We start from the raw sequence: 17341 nt of genomic DNA, 5'->3' as shown, positions 1-17341 counted from the left end.
GAACCCCTGTCCGAAACCATATCCACAAGAGCTTCTCCGGGTGCAGCCCTTATTTTAAAATTCCCTCAACCAACGCCCAAGGGCAGGCTTTGGATATCGGTATCCTTTAAAAACCGTCACAGCTCAAGGCTACCACTGTGATAGTTCTAGAGTTTATCCTTCCCACTCAAAAGGCCTGACTTAATGACGCCAGCTACCCAAGGCGCAGGAACCTTGGACTGACGGGCCGCCTATATTAGGCAGCAGCTAAAGCGTAATTATCTTCGTTAGCGTTTATTTTATTTTCTCGTTTTTTAAAGAGGCCAACGAGAATCCTCTACCCGCTACTCAAGTTTCAACAATCCCGTCGAAACCAATACGCCCCCATGTTAAATTTTCAATTATAACCTTAAACTTCACTATCTAAAGCTTTCTTTAATCCTTTTGTCAATTTCTCTCTGGGCATCTCTCTTGGCAATGTCTTCTCTCTTGTCGTAGAGCTTCTTACCTTTTCCTATACCCAGCTCAATCTTCACTTTACCATTCTTAAAGTAAACTTCCAGCGGCACTAAAGTCATTCCCTTCTGCTGAATATAACCTATAAGCTTATTTATTTCAGCTCTGTGCAAAAGAAGCTTCCTGTCCCTTAGAGGGTCCTTATTGAATATGTTGCCCTGCTCATAGGGACTAATATGCATACCGTATATAAACACTTCACCGTTTTTGACATTGGCATAACTGTCCTTGAGGCTAACTTTGCCTGCCCTGATTGACTTAACTTCAGTACCTGACAAAACTATCCCCGCCTCAATAGTCTGTTCAATAAAATAGTCATGCCTCGCTTTTCTATTTTGTGCTACAACTCTCTTTTCTTCCTTTGCCATTATACTACCGCCTGTCACTTTAATGTTACCAATTGACCGGATAAAAATAACCCTTCGCAGTGAAAGGGCATTTATAAAAATATATTCATCATTCGTAAATATTATACCACTTTTAATTTATCTGTCAACACCCTTGAATTGGAATTCAATCCGAACATTATCTTCCAAAATACTATACACCGTCACTGATACTTTTTAACCTCTCAAGAACCTCATAGGGCACTTTCAGATTCCCCCTGCCCTTTCCCATGCTGATATCGGGCTTAAAGCTGCCATGAAAATCGCTTCCTCCTGTAGGCACAATATTATGCTTTATTGCAAGCCTCAAAAGGTTTCCGGTATCGTCGGCAGTATTATCCACATAGTACGCTCAATTCCTTTCAGGCCGACGGCAACCAACCTTGCAATAAGTTCATCGAGCTTTTCAAGGCTAAGCCCCAGGTAAATAGGGTGGGCCAAGACAGGAATTCCTCCCGCATCCCTTATTGCCTTTATACCCTCTTCCGGGGTCAGTGTGTCTCTTTTTACATAAGCAGGCTTACCATTGGCAAGGTACTTCTCAAAAGCTTCAGCAACGCTTTTTACATAACCCTTCTTCACCATTACATTCGCTATATGGGGCCTTGCCACTACCCTTCCCTTCGCCTCGGTTACAACCTCATCAATGGTAATATCAAATCCCATGCGGTTAAGCTTTTCAACTATTTTAGGATTTCTTTTTTCCCTGTTTTCCCTCAATCCCTTAAGCAAAGGTTCTATATTCAGATAGCTTTGACCGAAAAAGTAGCCCAGCATGTGCATTTCAGTGTCAAAATCCAGACTTATCTCCACACCGGGAACAACTTCAAATCCTATTCTTTCCCCTTCTTCAAGGGCCTCCTTTATACCGTCCACAGTATCATGATCCGTAAGAGCCACTGCTGACAAACCACTTTCCTTTGCATGCCTTACAAGCTCTGACGGAAGCATGCTGCCGTCGGATGCAACAGAGTGGGTGTGCATGTCAACAAATCTATCCATCATTAAATGCTCCTTACATAGTTTAATGTATTGCAATCAATAATCCTTCAAGCAAATCTCCGGCGGAAATTTGCCGCTATAGGCCATCTTAAGTATTTTATCCAATATGCCCAGCGACATGCAGGCTTCCTCCAGACTTATTATATTATTCTTCAATGCTTCGGCAAGTTCATCGGCATCAAGAACTTCTACCCTGCCGTCGGGCATTATTTTCACATCAAGAAGCAAATCCACCAATGTATACTTATCCTGCTTCTCATCATATAAAACTTTTATTATGTCGCAATACCAATATTTAAACTCGCCGGATGGTCCAAGAAATTTACTGACCTTGTAGCCTTCCTTCAGGAATGTAAACGAAATACCTCCGGAAATATCCGCCCTTTGTCTTATCGGTTTCCACTTCGTTACCAAAAGTTCTTCACTTCTGAAAACCAGCTCATCTCCAGTTATATCAATAACTTCAGCGGGTATGTACCTTTGTCTTAACACAATCGGTTTCTTCATAACTGTCTCCTTTATAATATGATTGCGATTTATTTTGATAATTACTGTATTAAAGGGTTTTACATTATTATACCTTAATGAATCCTTTTTTGAAATAAAAATGATGAATATTATTTCCCACATCCTTCCACAAGCTGTATTGTAGTGTTATAATATTGTGTACCGAGATAACTTATAATATTAACCGAAAGTAACATTAGTGATAGTATTTCACTAATTCTTATATAAAAGTTAAAAAGGTAATATGTCGTTTAATATCTCCAAAGTCTAAATTGCCAAAGCTATTGGATTTAGGGCAGGCTTTACGAAAATGACAGTGAATTCCAGTAATATTGTTTGGGAGGAGTAAACTTTGAACAAAGTAAAAAGAACTTGCAGCAATTGTCTTAAAGGAACCGCAATAAACATAAATAACGATATATTATGCATTGAAAAAGGTATAGTGTCATCGGATTATGTTTGTTCCAAACATAGATTTATGCCCGCATTCAGCTCAATAAAGAGAAAAATACATACTTGCATGGACTGTGAGCACTTTATTATCTTTGATACCTCCAACTTAGAAGATAAAGCTGTCGGTATATGCCAACTGTTTACCGTACGCAAATATGACGGCAGAACAAAAAAGGTCTGCTCCAAATTTGCAAAAAGAGTAAAATCGGCAGTTTGCTAGAATTGTTATTTTTCATGTTCTTTTTTGCTGCTTTTTCTCTAGGCAGAGATATAACTTATAGTTGTTTCTGTTTTAAATTCCCTCCCCTTTTATTTGCATTTGGTGTTATGCTCAAAGTCATTGATGCCGATATTATTTTTAAAGTTTTATGCTTTATCGTAAATTGCAAAGAATATTATAGTTTGCTTCAAAATATACAAAGCAGAACGGGTGATAAAACTTGAGAGTCAGTGATATATTTGAGCAAAAATTAAATGAAATTCAGAGCAGAGTTCCGCTTAAACTCACCAAGTCTTCCAAAGACTTTAATGAGGTGCTAAACACGCTCATAGACAGCAGCAATGCTGTTAATGCAAATACGGGTACCTTCAGCTTGGAAACTTACGGTGCGTCAAATTCAACTTCAACAGTAAAAGCAGTGGATAAAGAGGGCAATGACAGAAGTCTCGACGTTCAAAGAGCCAAGCTTTCCCGGGCACGAAGCACCGCATATATTCCAGAGGATAAAAATGCACGCATGGAATTGATAAACCAGTGCATTGAAAATGCCTCTGCAAAATACGGTGTCAACAAAAACCTAATAAGGGCGATAATCAAACAGGAATCCAATTTTGACCCTTATGCCCTCTCCCATTCGGTGCCCAAGGTCTGATGCAGCTGATGCCCGGAACCGCAGATGCCCTAAAAGTCAGTGACCCTTGGGATATTGCCCAGAACATTGACGGAGGAACAAGGTACATTAAGGACCAGCTTGCAAGATTTGACGGCGATATGGTTCTTGCCCTTGCGGCATACAATGCAGGTCCGTACAATGTTATCAAGTACGGCGGTATTCCACCTTTTGAAGAAACACAAAATTACGTCAAAAAAGTTATGCAGTACTACACTTTGTATTCGGGCGGATAAGAGGTATCTGCCCGAATACTTTTTTAGAGCTTTTTAAAAATTGATTCACATCTTTATTTTACTCATATCAATAAAAATTCAGCAAAGTTTACATAAATTAATATCCCTTAATTTAGACAACTGTATTTATAATTCAGTAATATACCTTATATAATTCCAGAAAACAAAAAATCAAAATATATTTTTCTATTGTCAAAGTTTCTATTTTATATTCCAATCATTTTTCATTTTTTATCCCCATGTATTAATACTAATCCACAATATCCACAGGGTTATCCACACCTATGACCTTTTGGGACAACTGGGTTTAAGTAATATTTCCACAATATTCACACGACATATTTCAACAACCTTCGTCAAGTTTCTGTCTTTTTTAAATAGGACTTTTAACCCAAAATGTGATATTATTCTCCAAAAAAATTTATGTAAACATTTACTTTTGCAATTGGCTTTAAATCAAAACATTTGTCTGAAAGCCTTGAATTTACTACATTCTAATATTCTCCATTTTTTCTTTGGAGATTTGATTGGAATTGTCAGCAAAAATTAGAGAAAAAAATAGTACTATATTACTATTTTTATTCTAATACCTTCTCCCACATTCATCCCATTTTATGCCAAAATTTGCTCTTTGAAAAAAATAAATCTACTGTGGATTAAGTAAAAAGTTATCCACAGCTTTTTTACCTTTCACCTAACTTTAATCCGGGTACAGCATTTAAGTATACATCGGATGTATGACCTTTTAAAAATTCATAATATGCTGCACAAGCTATCATTGCAGCATTATCGGTACAAAGTACCGGCTTTGGATAAAAGACATCCAATCCGAGCTTCTTAGCCTTTTCCGCAAGTTCGCTGCGCAAAAGGGAATTTGCAGCCACTCCGCCGGCTAATGCCACTTTTTTCACACCTTTTATCTTTGAAGCTGAAACAAGGTTATCTGTAAGAACATCCACAACCGCTGCCTGAAAGCTGGCACATACGTCTTCCACGCTGTACTTTTCGCCTTTTTGCTCCATGGTATTAATATAATTGAGTACCGCAGTTTTAAGCCCGCTAAAGCTAAAATCCAGACTGCCGCCTCCAAAATGCACCCTCGGAAAATCAATTGCCTTGCTGTTTCCAAGCTTAGCAGTTTTATCAATTACAGGTCCTCCGGGATATCCCAAACCGACAGCCCTTGCGACTTTGTCAAACGCCTCTCCTGCGGCATCATCTCTGGTTTTCCCCATTATCTCAAATCTGTCATAATCCTGTACATATACAATATGACTGTGTCCTCCCGAGGCAACCAGACAAACAAAAGGGGGCTCCAGATTGCTGTGTTCTATATAATTGGCAGCTATATGTCCTTCAATATGATGTACTCCAATTAGAGGCTTGTCCAAAGCAAATGCCAAAGCTTTAGCTGCCGAAAGTCCGACCAAAAGCGCTCCCACCAAGCCGGGTCCATATGTCACCCCTATGGCATCCACCTGCCCTATTTTAATTCCGGCTTCTTCAAGACTTTGGTGTATAACCGGCATTATGAGCTCTACATGCTTTCTTGAAGCAATTTCGGGTACAACTCCTCCATATTTTTGGTGAAGACTAACCTGGGATGATATCACATTTGAAAGCACCTGCCGTCCATTTTTCACAACCGATGCGGAAGTCTCATCGCAGCTCGTCTCTATTCCCAGTATAAAAATGTCCTTCATTCAAACACCCGCTTTATAAATTTTAACAATAATGTTTAGAAGTAATATTGAGTTCAGATTTTGAACAAATATATTACCACTAACTATATTATTATTAAAATTTAATTTTGTAAATGCCCTCCTTTTTATGCACCCGACGCACTCAATACATTGACAGCTTTGCTCTCAATCTGAATATTATCCGCTTCTTCCTGACCTTTGCCAAATACCAGTTCTATAACGTCAAATATATCTTCAACCGGTATCACTTCAATATTCATATCATTAAATATATCCTGCCAATTCTCCTTTGCAATAAGTACTTTTTTATTCCGGCATTTTTTGCTGCTTCTATCTTTGCCACAACACCTCCAACAGGCTTTACTTTTCCCCTTATCGAAATCTCACCGGTCATTGCTATTTCACTATTTATAGGCAGGTTTTTGACGGCAGAATAAACCGCTGTAGCTATGGCAATACCTGCCGATGGTCCGTCTATGGGTATGCCTCCCGGAAAATTCAAGTGAATGTCATAATCCTCGTAGTTAATGCCAAGAACTCTTTTTAAAACTGTCATGACATTGTCAACCGAAGACCTTGCTGAGCTTGTTCTTTTTAGCTTGTGGCCTCGTCCGTCCATCTCTTCTTCTTCAACTATTCCGGATATTTTAATTGTGCCCTTTCCGCTGACTGCTTTCATGGCACTAACCTCTATCTCAATTATTGTGCCGGTGGAGTTGCCGAATACCGCAAGGCCGTTTATGCAGCCAACATGTTCGCCTTTTGTCACCTTTTTGTCAATCCGCGGACTGTAATGTCCGAATTCTATCACCCATTCAACATCTTTTCTTTCTATGCGCCTCCTGCCGTCTACAATTGCCACACCTCCTGCAATCTGCACTATGTTTACGGCGTCCCTTCCATTTTGAGCGTATTTGGCTACCAGCTCGGCGCATCCTTCCGCAATGGTAAAGCCGCCCTTTTGTGCTGCATTTTTGGCAATCTCCGCTATCTCTGCAGGAGTTAACGGTCTAAAATATATCTCAACGCAACGGGATCTTATTGCTGCGGGAATTTCATCTGCAGTTCTGGTTGTGGCGCCTACGAGCCTGAAATCCGCAGGTAGCCCTTTTTGAAATATCTCATGTATGTGGGGTGGAATATTTTTGTCCTCGGAACTGTAATATGCGCTTTCCAGAAATACAGTGCGGTCCTCCAGAACCTTTAATAGCTTGTTCATCTGTATCGGATGGAGCTCACCAATTTCGTCCAAAAAGAGTATTCCTCCATGGGCTTTAGTTACAGCACCAGGCTTGGGCTGGGGAATCCCCGCCACTCCATATGCTCCTGCTCCCTGATATATCGGGTCGTGAACCGAACCAATCAATGGGTCGGCTATACCCCTTTCATCAAACCGTATTGTGGTCGCATCAACTTCTACGAATTTTGCCTCTTTTTTAAAGGGAGATATTTCACTTTTCTTTGCCTCTTCAAGTATTACCCTTGCTGCCGCTGTCTTACCTACACCCGGCGGACCATAAATAATCACATGCTGAGGGTTTGGGCCGCATAGAGCTGCCCTTAGTGCCTTAATTCCCTGACTTTGCCCTACAATTTCTTTTAATGAAGAAGGTCTTGTTTTTTCCGATAAAGGTTCCGAAAGCTTGATTTCTTTTAGCTTTCTTAGCTTTTCCAGCTCCTTCTTTGACTCTTTATCAATGGCACTTCTATTAGTCTGCTGTGATTTTAAGAGATTTAAAAAATATAGCCCTATTATAACCGAGAAAAAAAACTGTATAATGAATAGAGTAGTTGTAAGCATTTTTTGTCCTCCCCGAATTATTCTAAATTTGTGAATATAGGCAAAGCAAATATTCCATCTGTGCTGCATTTATATTATTTACCTTGTTAGATATTTTATCCTGATATTTGCATAAAGTAATTTTTATCCATAATATAAACTTCGGGAATAAAAGAGGCCAAATTAAAAAAAGAGCCATTTAGGATAATTTCTATCCCTTTTGGCTCTTTCGGATTTGTCAGTATTTATAATTTATTAGATTCCTAGGAGGCTGACTCTTTCTTTACACAAGACTTTTTATTCAAGGGCTTTTTTACTGATTTCTTGTTCTCATTTATTATTATAGTCGGTGGTACCAATTTCTCAACAGTATCCCGTGTAACTATACATTTTTCCACATTCTCCTGTGATGGTACATCATACATCACATCCAACATAATCTCTTCGATTATTGCCCTCAATCCTCTGGCACCGGTATTTCTCTCAATTGCCTTGTCAGCTATCGCCTCAATAGCTTCTTTTTCAAACTCCAAAATCACGTCATCCATCTCAAAAAGCTTTTGATATTGCTTTACAAGAGCATTTTTCGGTTCCGTCAATATATTTACCAGAGCATCTCTGTCAAGAGAATGCAGAGTAACTATAACAGGCAACCTTCCCACAAACTCAGGAATAAGTCCGAATTTCAGCAAGTCCTGTGGAAGGATATTTTTTAGTGTTTCTCCCAGATTTACCTTTTTGGGACTTTCTATTTTGGCACCAAAGCCCATCGACTTCTTGCCTATCCTGTTTTCAATAATTTTTTCTATTCCGTCAAAGGCACCGCCGCATATAAAGAGAATATTAGTCGTATCAATCTGTATAAATTCCTGATGAGGATGCTTTCTACCTCCTTGGGGAGGCACCGAAGCAATTGTTCCTTCAAGAATCTTCAAAAGTGCTTGCTGTACACCCTCTCCGCTAACATCTCTCGTTATGGAAGGATTCTCTGATTTTCTGGCAATTTTGTCGATTTCGTCAATATATATTATACCTTTTTCCGCCCTCTCAATATCATAGTCAGCTGCCTGAATAAGCTTTAAGAGGATGTTTTCAACGTCTTCCCCCACATATCCTGCTTCAGTAAGAGATGTGGCATCTGCTATCGCAAAAGGCACATTCAATATTCTCGCCAGGGTCTGTGCCAAAAGCGTCTTACCCGAACCTGTCGGTCCCAGCATAACTATATTACTTTTTTGCAGCTCAACATCCGAGCCTTTAACATCCGAATTAATCCTTTTATAATGATTATAAACTGCTACAGACAGTGACTTTTTAGCAGAATCCTGACCAATTACATACTGGTCCAGTATTGCCTTAATTTCACTGGGCTTCGGTATATCGTTGAGTTCCGTATCGGCTTTTGTATCTTCGTATTCTTCCTCAATTATCTCCGAGCAAAGCTCAATACACTCATCGCATATATATACTCCAGGTCCAGCTACCAGTCTTTTTACCTGCTCTTGTGTCTTGCCACAGAAGGAGCATTTCAATTGCTTCTTTTCATCATACCTGGACATCCTACCACCTCATTTATTTTCTTCTTTCCATTACTTCATCTACTATTCCATAGGCTTTGGCTTCTTCTGCAGACATAAAGTAATCCCTTTCCGTATCCCTTTCAACCTTTTCAAATGGCTGACCTGTTCTTTCACTTAAAATTCTATTCAATTTATTCTTTATCTTGATTATTTGTTCTGCGTGAATTTTTATATCAGTCGCCTGACCTCTTGCACCGCCTAAAGGTTGGTGTATCATGATTTCACTGTTTGGTAATGCAAATCTTTTTCCTTTTGCTCCGGCTGCAAGAAGAAATGCTCCCATACTTGCCGCCATGCCTATACAGATGGTAGAAACATCCGGTTTTACATACTGCATAGTATCATATATGGCAAATCCTGATGTTACAGAACCTCCAGGGCTATTTATATACAACTGTATATCCTTATCGGGATCTTCCGCTTCCAAAAACAACATCTGAGCAACAACAAGACTTGCAGTTACATCGTTTATTTCATCGCTTAAAACAATAATCCTGTCTTTTAACAGCCTTGAGTAAATATCATATGAACGTTCACCACGGTTTGTCTGCTCTACTACTATCGGTACCAAACTCATAATATCGCCTCCCTGTCTAATTTGAAGTCTTATATATGTTTTCCCACATTAGCAGCAAAATAAACTATCTTTATAATATTTTTGCATTTTGAACCAAAAAGTCAACTGCCTTTTTGAATAATATTGTTGCCTTTATATATTCTATATCGTCATCTCTCAAATGTTTCTTAAAATCTTCTTGTTCCATGTTATAACTCTTGGCAATTTTTTCAGCCTCTTCATTAAACTCTTCATCGGACACCTGAATATCCTCAACCTTGCTTACCTTCTCCAATACAAGCTGTCTCTTTATATCGTCGTGTGCCCTGTCTTTAAGCTGGCTTCTGAAAGTTTCGTAATCAGTACCCATAATCATGAGATACTTCTCAAGGTCCAGTCCTTGATAGCTAAGTCTCATGTTATAGTCACGAACAATACTGTCTATTTGTCTTTCAATCATTACCTGAGGAATATCCACTTGGGCATTTTCCACTACTTTTGCAACAACTTTATCCTCAAGCTCATGCTTAGCCTTATGCTCGGCAGCTTCAGTAAGCTTTTTCCTTATACTTTCCTTATACTCTTCCAAAGTATCAAATTCACTGACATCTTTTGCAAACTCATCATCAATTACAGGCAGTTCCTTAACCTTCACATCGTTAACGATTACTTTGAACAATGCCGGTTTGCCTGCCAATTCTTTCTTACCGTAGTCTTCAGGGAAAGTAACATTAACTTCTATATCGTCTCCGGGTCTTCCTCCTATTAGCTGATCCTCAAATCCGTCAATAAATGTTCCCGAACCGATTTCCAAAGTATATCCGCTGGCTTTTCCTCCTTCAAAAGCTCGCCATCTATAAAACCTTCAAAGTCAATGTCAGCTATATCGCCTTTTTGTATACCTCTGTCCTCAACAGACATAATTCTGGCATTCTTTTCTGCAACTGCCTTGAGTTCTTTTTCCACATCTTCATCGGTGATATTAACCTCGACTTTATCAACTTCAATACCCTTGTATTCTCCCAATTCCACTTCGGGCTTGACAGTCACGCTGGCAGTAAACACCAGATTTTCTCCCTCGCCCATTTTCTTAATACTTATACTTGGTCTGTCAACAGGATAAATATCATTTTCTTCGATTGCTTTATCATATGCATCAGCACATACAATATTTATAGCATCTTCATAAAAAACTTCTTTGCCGTAATATCTCTCGATGATATTTCTAGGAGCTTTTCCCTTCCTGAATCCCGGAACAGCAAACTTTTTGCAATTCTTCTCATAAGATTTCTGTACCGCCTCTTCGAATTTCGCCGCTTCTACTTCAATCTCAAGTTCAACAATGTTTTTATCTTTCTTTTCTACCTTAACAACCATTTAAAACATATCCTCCTATTAAGTTTTTATTCTATATTTTTGTATATTAGATTTTTGTTTTGTCTAAAATCGCATTATCAATTTCTAACCCTCAAAATGTACTTGTTTTATCTGTCTAATGCTTAGTAAGACAGCCATTACATTATAACATAATATGTTTTGAAAATCCAATATATAGACTTAAAAATTTTGCAAACTAAGCAAAAGAGGCTCAAAATTTAAATAATCTGCCGAAACCAGCTTAAATTCAATGCCTTGTACAATCCCGGTGACAGCACCTTTAAAACTGTTGCCATGCAAATGACCGTATATACACATTTTTGTATTATATTTCCTCATTATTTCCACGAAATCCGAGGGTTCCCCCGCCGGATTAAAGGGTGGATAATGCATAGCTACAATGATGCTTTTATCTTCGGAAAAAACCGATGCACTCTTTAAGGAAAGCTCCAGGCGATTTAGCTCCCTGTCATATATTTTCCTGTCCTCTGCTCCAAATTCGTCATCTCCGGGGCACTTCCAGCCTCTTGTACCACATATTATGTATTCATCAACTTTAAGGCTGTTATTATGCATAAAACTTATGGTTTTAAAATCGTTCTCCACAAGAAATTTCTGAAGCTTGCTCATGGTTGTCCACCAGTAATCGTGATTGCCCTTTGAAATTATTTTCCTTCCGGGAAGGGATTCAATAAACTTAAAATCCTCCAAGGCCTGTTCAAGATAAGTGGCCCAAGAAATATCTCCGGGCACAATTACAAAGTCATCATTTCCCACTGTCTTCTGCCAGTTATCCTTTATTTTTTGCATATAATTAGTCCATCTGTCTCCAAAAATGTCCATAGGCTTGTCAATGCCGTAGGCAGATGCAGGTCGGAAATTGCAAATACCGCCATTTACCTTTACTCCTATTGTCTAAAATAGTCATATATTTTTTGTGCCAATTCCTTGCTGATTCCTTTAACTTTCGCAATCTCGTCCGGTTCAGCCTCTTTAATGGCTCTAACCGAGCCAAAATGCTTAATCAATGCCTTTTTACGTTTTAGTCCGACTCCTTCTATACTATCCAGCACGGAGCCGCTGTATCTTTTAGCTCTGAGCTTTTTATTGTACTCCAGAGCAAATCTGTGGGCTTCATCCTGAATGGCTGTCACAAACCTCAGCAAAATAATGTCCTTTGAAAGGTCAAATTCATTTTTTCCCGATACCAACCCTCTTGTTCTATGGTTATCGTCCTTTACCATTCCATATACGGGAATGTTAAAATCAAATTCCCCCAGTACACTGCGCACCGCATTCACATGTCCTATACCTCCGTCCACAAGCAAAACATCCGGAAGCGTACCAAAACCTGTGCCTCCTTCGCCAATCTCCTTTTTGTCATCGGCATCGTTTCCTATCATCTCTCTTTGGGCTCGTTTAAATCTTCTGAAAATAACCTCCTGCATGCTCTGATAATCATTCTGTATATTGGTTGACTTTATCTTAAACCTTCTGTAATCACTCTTCTTGGGAGCCCCATTTTCAAAAACCACCATCGAACCCACAATTTCCGTGCTTCCGGTGTTGGATATGTCATATGCTTCTATTCTTTGCGGCAGCCGCTCAAGATTTAAAAGTTCTTTAAGCTTTTTCATACCTTCGTTGGCTAGAGCAGTCTCTTTTTTGATTCTCTCCTTGAACTGATTAAGCTCAATCAGCGCATTTTTGGACACCATCTCCACAAGCTTTAGCTTTTCTCCCTTCTCGGGACCTTTATGTGGGTCTTTGCGGTTCTTTTGCTGCTTAGCCATTTTTCAATAATATCTATTTCATCAATATCCTCTTGGAGAATTACTTGACTTGGCACATAGGCAGCGCTGCTGTAGAACTGCTTGACAAAAGCAGTCATCAACTCGCTGTCACTCACATCAGAGGTACCTTCCAAAATGAAATGCTCCCGTCCAATCAGCTTGCCTCCCCTGATGAAAAACACCTGTATGCACGAGTCGGTCTCACTCTTTGCAAAAGCTATGACATCCTGGTCTTCCATTGCTGTGGATATAATCTTTTGCTTCTCTGCTATATGCCTCAGGCTGTTGATTTTATCTCTTATTTTTGCAGCCTTTTCAAACTCAAGTTTGTCCGCTGCTTCTTTCATATCCTTCTCAAGTCTTTTAATTATATCTTCTTGCCTTCCTCCAAGGAAACTGCAGATATCCTGCATCAGGCTCTGTACTCATCCTTGCTTACATTTCCCTGACAGGGTCCTAAGCACTGGTATATATGATAGTTAAGACATGGCCGCCCTTTTCCGATATCTCTTGGAAGCACCTTGCTGCAAGTTTTTATCGGAAACAGCTTTTTCACAAGATCTATAGTTTCCCGAACGGCAAATACACTGGTATACGGTCCGAAATATTTCGCTCCGTCCTTTTCAATCCGGCGTGTCATTAAAATACGGGGGAAGTCTTCATTCATGGTAACTTTTATATACGGATAGCTCTTGTCATCCTTCAATAATATGTTGAACTTCGGCCGATGCTTTTTGATAAGGTTGCATTCAAGTATCAAGGCCTCAAGCTCCGTATCCGTCACTATATATTCAAATTCCTTGATATGAGAAACCATTGCCCTGACTTTTGGAGTCTGGTTTGACAAGGATTGAAAATACTGTCTCACCCTGTTTTTTAAAACGACTGCTTTTCCGATATAAATTATATCTCCATTTATATCTTTCATAATATAAACGCCCGGTTTGTTCGGCAGTTTCTTCAATTCCTCTTGAATGTCAAACACTTTTTTCACATCCTGCTTTTTATCCATTCTGAAAGCATGTCTTTTACCTCTTGAAGGTTTTTACACTCCATTGCGCTTTTTGCTACTTCTTTGGCTTCATCAAGTTTTATTCTTCCGATGAAGCGGCATATGTCTTCAATATAGGCAGGAGCCATGCTCAAATACTTTACCCCTATTCCCAACAGTACTGCAACCGCCATAGGGTCTGTTGCCATTTCTCCGCAAACGCACGCAGGCTTGTCCTTATGAATGGCCCTGCTCATGCAGTATTGTAAAGTTTGCAAAAAAACAGGCTCAAGGTATGATCTCATTTCCAAAGTTGAGCACTTTCTGTTCTCTTCGCATATTTGATGCAGCATATCATTTGTGCCTATACTTATAAAATCAACCTCATCCAAAATTTCATCTATTATTTTGACAGACTCTGCGGTCTCTATCATGGTTCCTATTCTGATGCTTTTTAGAGACTCTCCCTCTTTTTCTGTCAGCTCTTTTTTATATCTTTTATTATGCTCTTTACTTCTATTATCTGCTCTATCGAATCCACCATGGGAAAGGAAATGCTTACATCGCCGAATTCCGCCGCCCGCATTATTGCCCGAATCTGCGAAACAAGCTCTTTCTTATGCTCTAAGGACCTTTTAATTCCTCTTGAGCTTCGGCTCAGGGACTGGTCATTAATCCCCAATGCTCCCGGGACTTTATCTCCTCCTATATCCGCCGTCCTTATAACTACAGGTTTTCCGGCTATATCCTTGGCTATTTTAGAGTAAATCAAATACTGTCTTTTCTCATCCGGTATTCTTTTGTAGTTAATAAAAAGGGACTCGGTTCTGACAAGGCCAATTCCGTCAATCCCAAGAGCTTTGGCAGCAAGAAATTCCTTAACGCTGCTGATGTTTGCAAATATCCCCATCCTGTGTCCGTCAGCAGTTTGAACAGGCTTTCTTTCATAGGACACACGGCCGTTTTTGACATTCTTTTTATCTTCAGCCTTTTTTGATGAACCAAGCTTTAAGTCTTGTATTTCACCATCCGTAGGGTTTACAACCAATATGCCTTTGTTGCCGTCAATTATGGCCGGGTTGCCGTCAAACCTTTCAATCTCATCGATGCAAATACCGTTTATTGCAGCTATTCCCGTGCTTCTGAGAATTATGGATGCATGGGTAAAATAACCGGCACCCTCCTCTGCAGCCACCCCTTTTACTTCCTTTTTTGCAAGGGATGCGGCAATTATTGGTGTAAGCTCCTTAACCGCCACAATCTGTTCACTGTCTATTTCTCTGATTTTCATAATATTATCGTCGGATATGCCTCCGGAAACGTTTTTAATTAGTCTCTTGGCAACATCATTCAGGTCAAAAACCCGCTGTTTTATATACTCATTATTGCTAGCGGATATTTCATCTATATACTTCTTTATACAAGTAGATATTGCCTTTTCGGCGCTATATCTTTCATTCTTTATTAAATTTTTAATCTCTTCAAAGAATGTTCGGTCATCAAGTATTTCTTTATAAAATTCAAAAATCCGGTTTTCCTCTTCACTCAGTATTCCTTTAAAACCGTCATTTAAATCATAAATTTCTATAAAGGTTCTGCATATCGCTACCTCAAGGTTTGTAATCTGATCCTCCACTTCGGATTCGTCTATTAAATCCTCATTTATTTGAACTTCAGATTCCTTTATTATAAATACTTTACCCACTCCCGTTCCGCTTGAAACAGGTTCACCTTCAAAGCTTTTTCTTTCCATATTCAAACACTTTCCTCAAGACCCGATATCAGGTAATTCTCCAACTCATTCAAGGCCTCAGCTTCATCCTCACCTTCGGCAATAAGCATAATTTTGCTTCCTTTTCCTATACCTAACGATAAAAGTCCTAAAAGACTTTTTGCATTTGCCTTTCTTTCGCCTTTTTCGATCCACACATTCGATTTATAATTTGATGCTTTCTGAATAAACATTGCTGCCGGCTTTGATTCCAATCCCGAAATATTAATTATAATTTCTTTTTTAATTTTTTACAGCCTCCCAAAAATATCGCGTTCTATGCATTTATTATATTTATATCATTATTTTCGGAATAGTTCCATAGTTTTTGGCGAATTTCAGAGCTTCTTTGCCCACAACTATTTTATCATAATTACTCGGCAAAGCAATATTATATTAGGACCCCCTTTACATTATTTCCTGATTTCATACAATCTCACCGTTACCTTTTCGTCGGATATTTCCGTTTTGATGACTACCGGATTTTGTCGATTATTTCTAAACTTAAAGTCAGAGGAACCGTAGGATACCATTGCATCTTTTCCTTGTCGCACATAGGGTACTTTTTTGGAGTGGGAATGTCTTTCGGTTATTTCCAGCCCGGCTTTTTCCACAGCATTATAAAGCGTAGAAGAAAGCTGGCAAATTCCCCCTCCTATTCCATATCCCTTAGTGGGCCCGCTCTCTGTTCTTTTTATTATCGGTGCCTTCTTATAGCCTTTTTCCGCTGTTCTTCTTCCTAAGGTTCCGTTAAATGAAAACTCCTCTCCGGGCAATACCTTCTCATTATCAAGATAGTCCGATGCAGTATCGATATTATCCACCCTGTTTTCGCTGTCATCTATTAAAGGTGTTGAGTAACTTCCTATTTCCACTATTCTCTTTTCCACATCTTCCCGGGTTATTTTTGGCATTACCTCTTCAACTACGGGTTCTACTCTCTCCCCTTCCTTCGCATTTAGAACAGCCTTCAGGGTACTGTCTATGTTGACCTTCTTGCCCAATACTTCCGGTATAATCTCCAAATTCTCTTCATTTAACGATGCATCCTTTGGTTCCACATCAATATTTTTCGAAATCTCTTTAACAATCTGCTCAACCTCGGCTTTGCTTTTGCCTCCAACATTTATATCTTTAATATATACATTGTTCTCCACTTTTCTCTCATTTGACTTGCAGCCGACATTCGAAATGAGAAGAAAAGCCGTCATTAAAATTGCAAATATCTTTTCCAGCCTGATTTTATTTCCCATATCAAATGCCTTCCTTCCGTACGGATTTTGCCATGATAAATTTTATGTTATACATGCTTTATGCTAACAATTCTATGAGAGTACTTAAGCTTAAAAACCCATTAAGCACTCTCATAAATAAAAAATTTAAGCAAATCAAATCTATCATAGTTTAGTTAATATACGCCCAACATATTAGCAGTCATAATTAAAAGAATAGCATTGAATATTAAATTAACCAGGGCAAGCACAATATTTGCTATTATCACCACGTTCCCGCTTCCTTGTTTCTGCCTGTTTAGACTTACTCCAAAAATTATACCTGCAATAGCAGCGAAGGGTGTTGTAAATAACGCCATAATTGCACTTATCCATCCTAAAACTATATATAGCCGGTTTACTCTTTCAAGTGCTATTGCACCTTTATCTACATCATTTATTTCTTCATTATTGATAAAGAATTGTTTACTATCTATTTCTTCACTCTTATTGCGGTCATCTCTCTCTTCTACTATCATTTCACTTTTTTTGTTTAAATCGTCGGTCATCGAAACCACCTCCGCGTGTTTATTATTAGTGTAATGAAAAC

Annotated in this window: 9 protein-coding genes, 1 other RNA gene and 7 pseudogenes; 2 read left to right on the top strand and 15 right to left on the bottom strand. The window is 39.0% G+C overall.

Annotated elements, in window-relative coordinates:
- The 4 genes and pseudogenes from ssrA to JCM21531_RS02875 form a co-directional block, all read right to left on the bottom strand.
- Positions 1–365: a transfer-messenger RNA gene (ssrA, locus tag JCM21531_RS17570) on the bottom strand; the annotation flags it as partial.
- Positions 366–398: 33 nt separating this feature from the next.
- Positions 399–863, bottom strand: a complete 465-nt coding sequence (gene smpB / locus JCM21531_RS02885) for an SsrA-binding protein SmpB (RefSeq protein WP_038287214.1) — start codon at positions 861–863, stop codon at positions 399–401.
- Between the two features lie 172 nt (positions 864–1035).
- Positions 1036–1883, bottom strand: a pseudogene (locus JCM21531_RS02880) (PHP domain-containing protein).
- Between the two features lie 36 nt (positions 1884–1919).
- Positions 1920–2390 carry a ribonuclease FAU-1 family protein gene (locus JCM21531_RS02875; protein ID WP_038287229.1) on the bottom strand — a complete coding sequence of 157 codons (471 nt, stop codon included), beginning with the start codon at positions 2388–2390 and terminating at the stop codon, positions 1920–1922.
- A 352-nt stretch (positions 2391–2742) separates the two neighbouring features.
- On the opposite strand from JCM21531_RS02875, the gene JCM21531_RS02870 reads away from it, so the two are divergent.
- Together JCM21531_RS02870 and JCM21531_RS23480 are read left to right on the top strand one after the other, a co-directional pair.
- Entirely contained in the window at positions 2743–3063 is a 321-nt protein-coding gene (locus JCM21531_RS02870) for a hypothetical protein (protein ID WP_038287212.1), read from the top strand.
- Between the two features lie 220 nt (positions 3064–3283).
- A pseudogene (locus JCM21531_RS23480) lies at positions 3284–3969 on the top strand (lytic transglycosylase domain-containing protein).
- Between the two features lie 683 nt (positions 3970–4652).
- On the opposite strand, the gene tsaD reads toward JCM21531_RS23480, so the two are convergent.
- The 11 genes and pseudogenes from tsaD to JCM21531_RS02805 form a co-directional block, all read right to left on the bottom strand.
- Complete coding sequence (gene tsaD / locus JCM21531_RS02855; RefSeq protein ID WP_038287208.1) at positions 4653–5672, bottom strand: tRNA (adenosine(37)-N6)-threonylcarbamoyltransferase complex transferase subunit TsaD; 1020 nt, start codon at positions 5670–5672, stop codon at positions 4653–4655.
- A gap of 125 nt (positions 5673–5797) precedes the next feature.
- A pseudogene (gene lonB, locus JCM21531_RS02850) lies at positions 5798–7473 on the bottom strand (ATP-dependent protease LonB).
- 242 nt (positions 7474–7715) lie between these two features.
- Positions 7716–9011, bottom strand: a complete 1296-nt coding sequence (gene clpX, locus JCM21531_RS02845; RefSeq protein WP_038287206.1) for an ATP-dependent Clp protease ATP-binding subunit ClpX — start codon at positions 9009–9011, stop codon at positions 7716–7718.
- Positions 9012–9024: 13 nt separating this feature from the next.
- Positions 9025–9609, bottom strand: coding sequence for an ATP-dependent Clp endopeptidase proteolytic subunit ClpP (gene clpP, locus JCM21531_RS02840; RefSeq protein ID WP_038287204.1), 585 nt, complete (start codon positions 9607–9609; stop codon positions 9025–9027).
- Positions 9610–9679: 70 nt separating this feature from the next.
- Positions 9680–10965 (bottom strand): annotated as a pseudogene (gene tig / locus JCM21531_RS02835) (trigger factor).
- Between the two features lie 180 nt (positions 10966–11145).
- Positions 11146–11861 (bottom strand): annotated as a pseudogene (locus JCM21531_RS02830) (metallophosphoesterase).
- A 12-nt stretch (positions 11862–11873) separates the two neighbouring features.
- Positions 11874–13743, bottom strand: a pseudogene (gene uvrC / locus JCM21531_RS02825) (excinuclease ABC subunit UvrC).
- Positions 13744–13748: 5 nt separating this feature from the next.
- Positions 13749–15502, bottom strand: a pseudogene (ptsP, locus tag JCM21531_RS02820) (phosphoenolpyruvate--protein phosphotransferase).
- A gap of 2 nt (positions 15503–15504) precedes the next feature.
- Positions 15505–15768: an HPr family phosphocarrier protein gene (locus JCM21531_RS02815; protein WP_038287202.1), complete on the bottom strand. Its 264-nt coding sequence runs from the start codon at positions 15766–15768 to the stop codon at positions 15505–15507.
- Between the two features lie 165 nt (positions 15769–15933).
- Entirely contained in the window at positions 15934–16773 is an 840-nt protein-coding gene (locus JCM21531_RS02810; protein WP_038287200.1) for a VanW family protein, read from the bottom strand.
- 155 nt (positions 16774–16928) lie between these two features.
- Positions 16929–17300, bottom strand: coding sequence for a hypothetical protein (locus JCM21531_RS02805; protein WP_038287198.1), 372 nt, complete (start codon positions 17298–17300; stop codon positions 16929–16931).
- Positions 17301–17341 lie beyond the last annotated feature (41 nt).

Source organism: Acetivibrio straminisolvens JCM 21531, from assembly GCF_000521465.1.
GTDB classification, from domain to species: Bacteria; Bacillota; Clostridia; order Acetivibrionales; family Acetivibrionaceae; genus Hungateiclostridium; species Hungateiclostridium straminisolvens.
The sequence above is the reverse complement of the archived record's forward strand: the minus strand, read 5'-3'. Positions and strand labels throughout refer to the sequence as shown.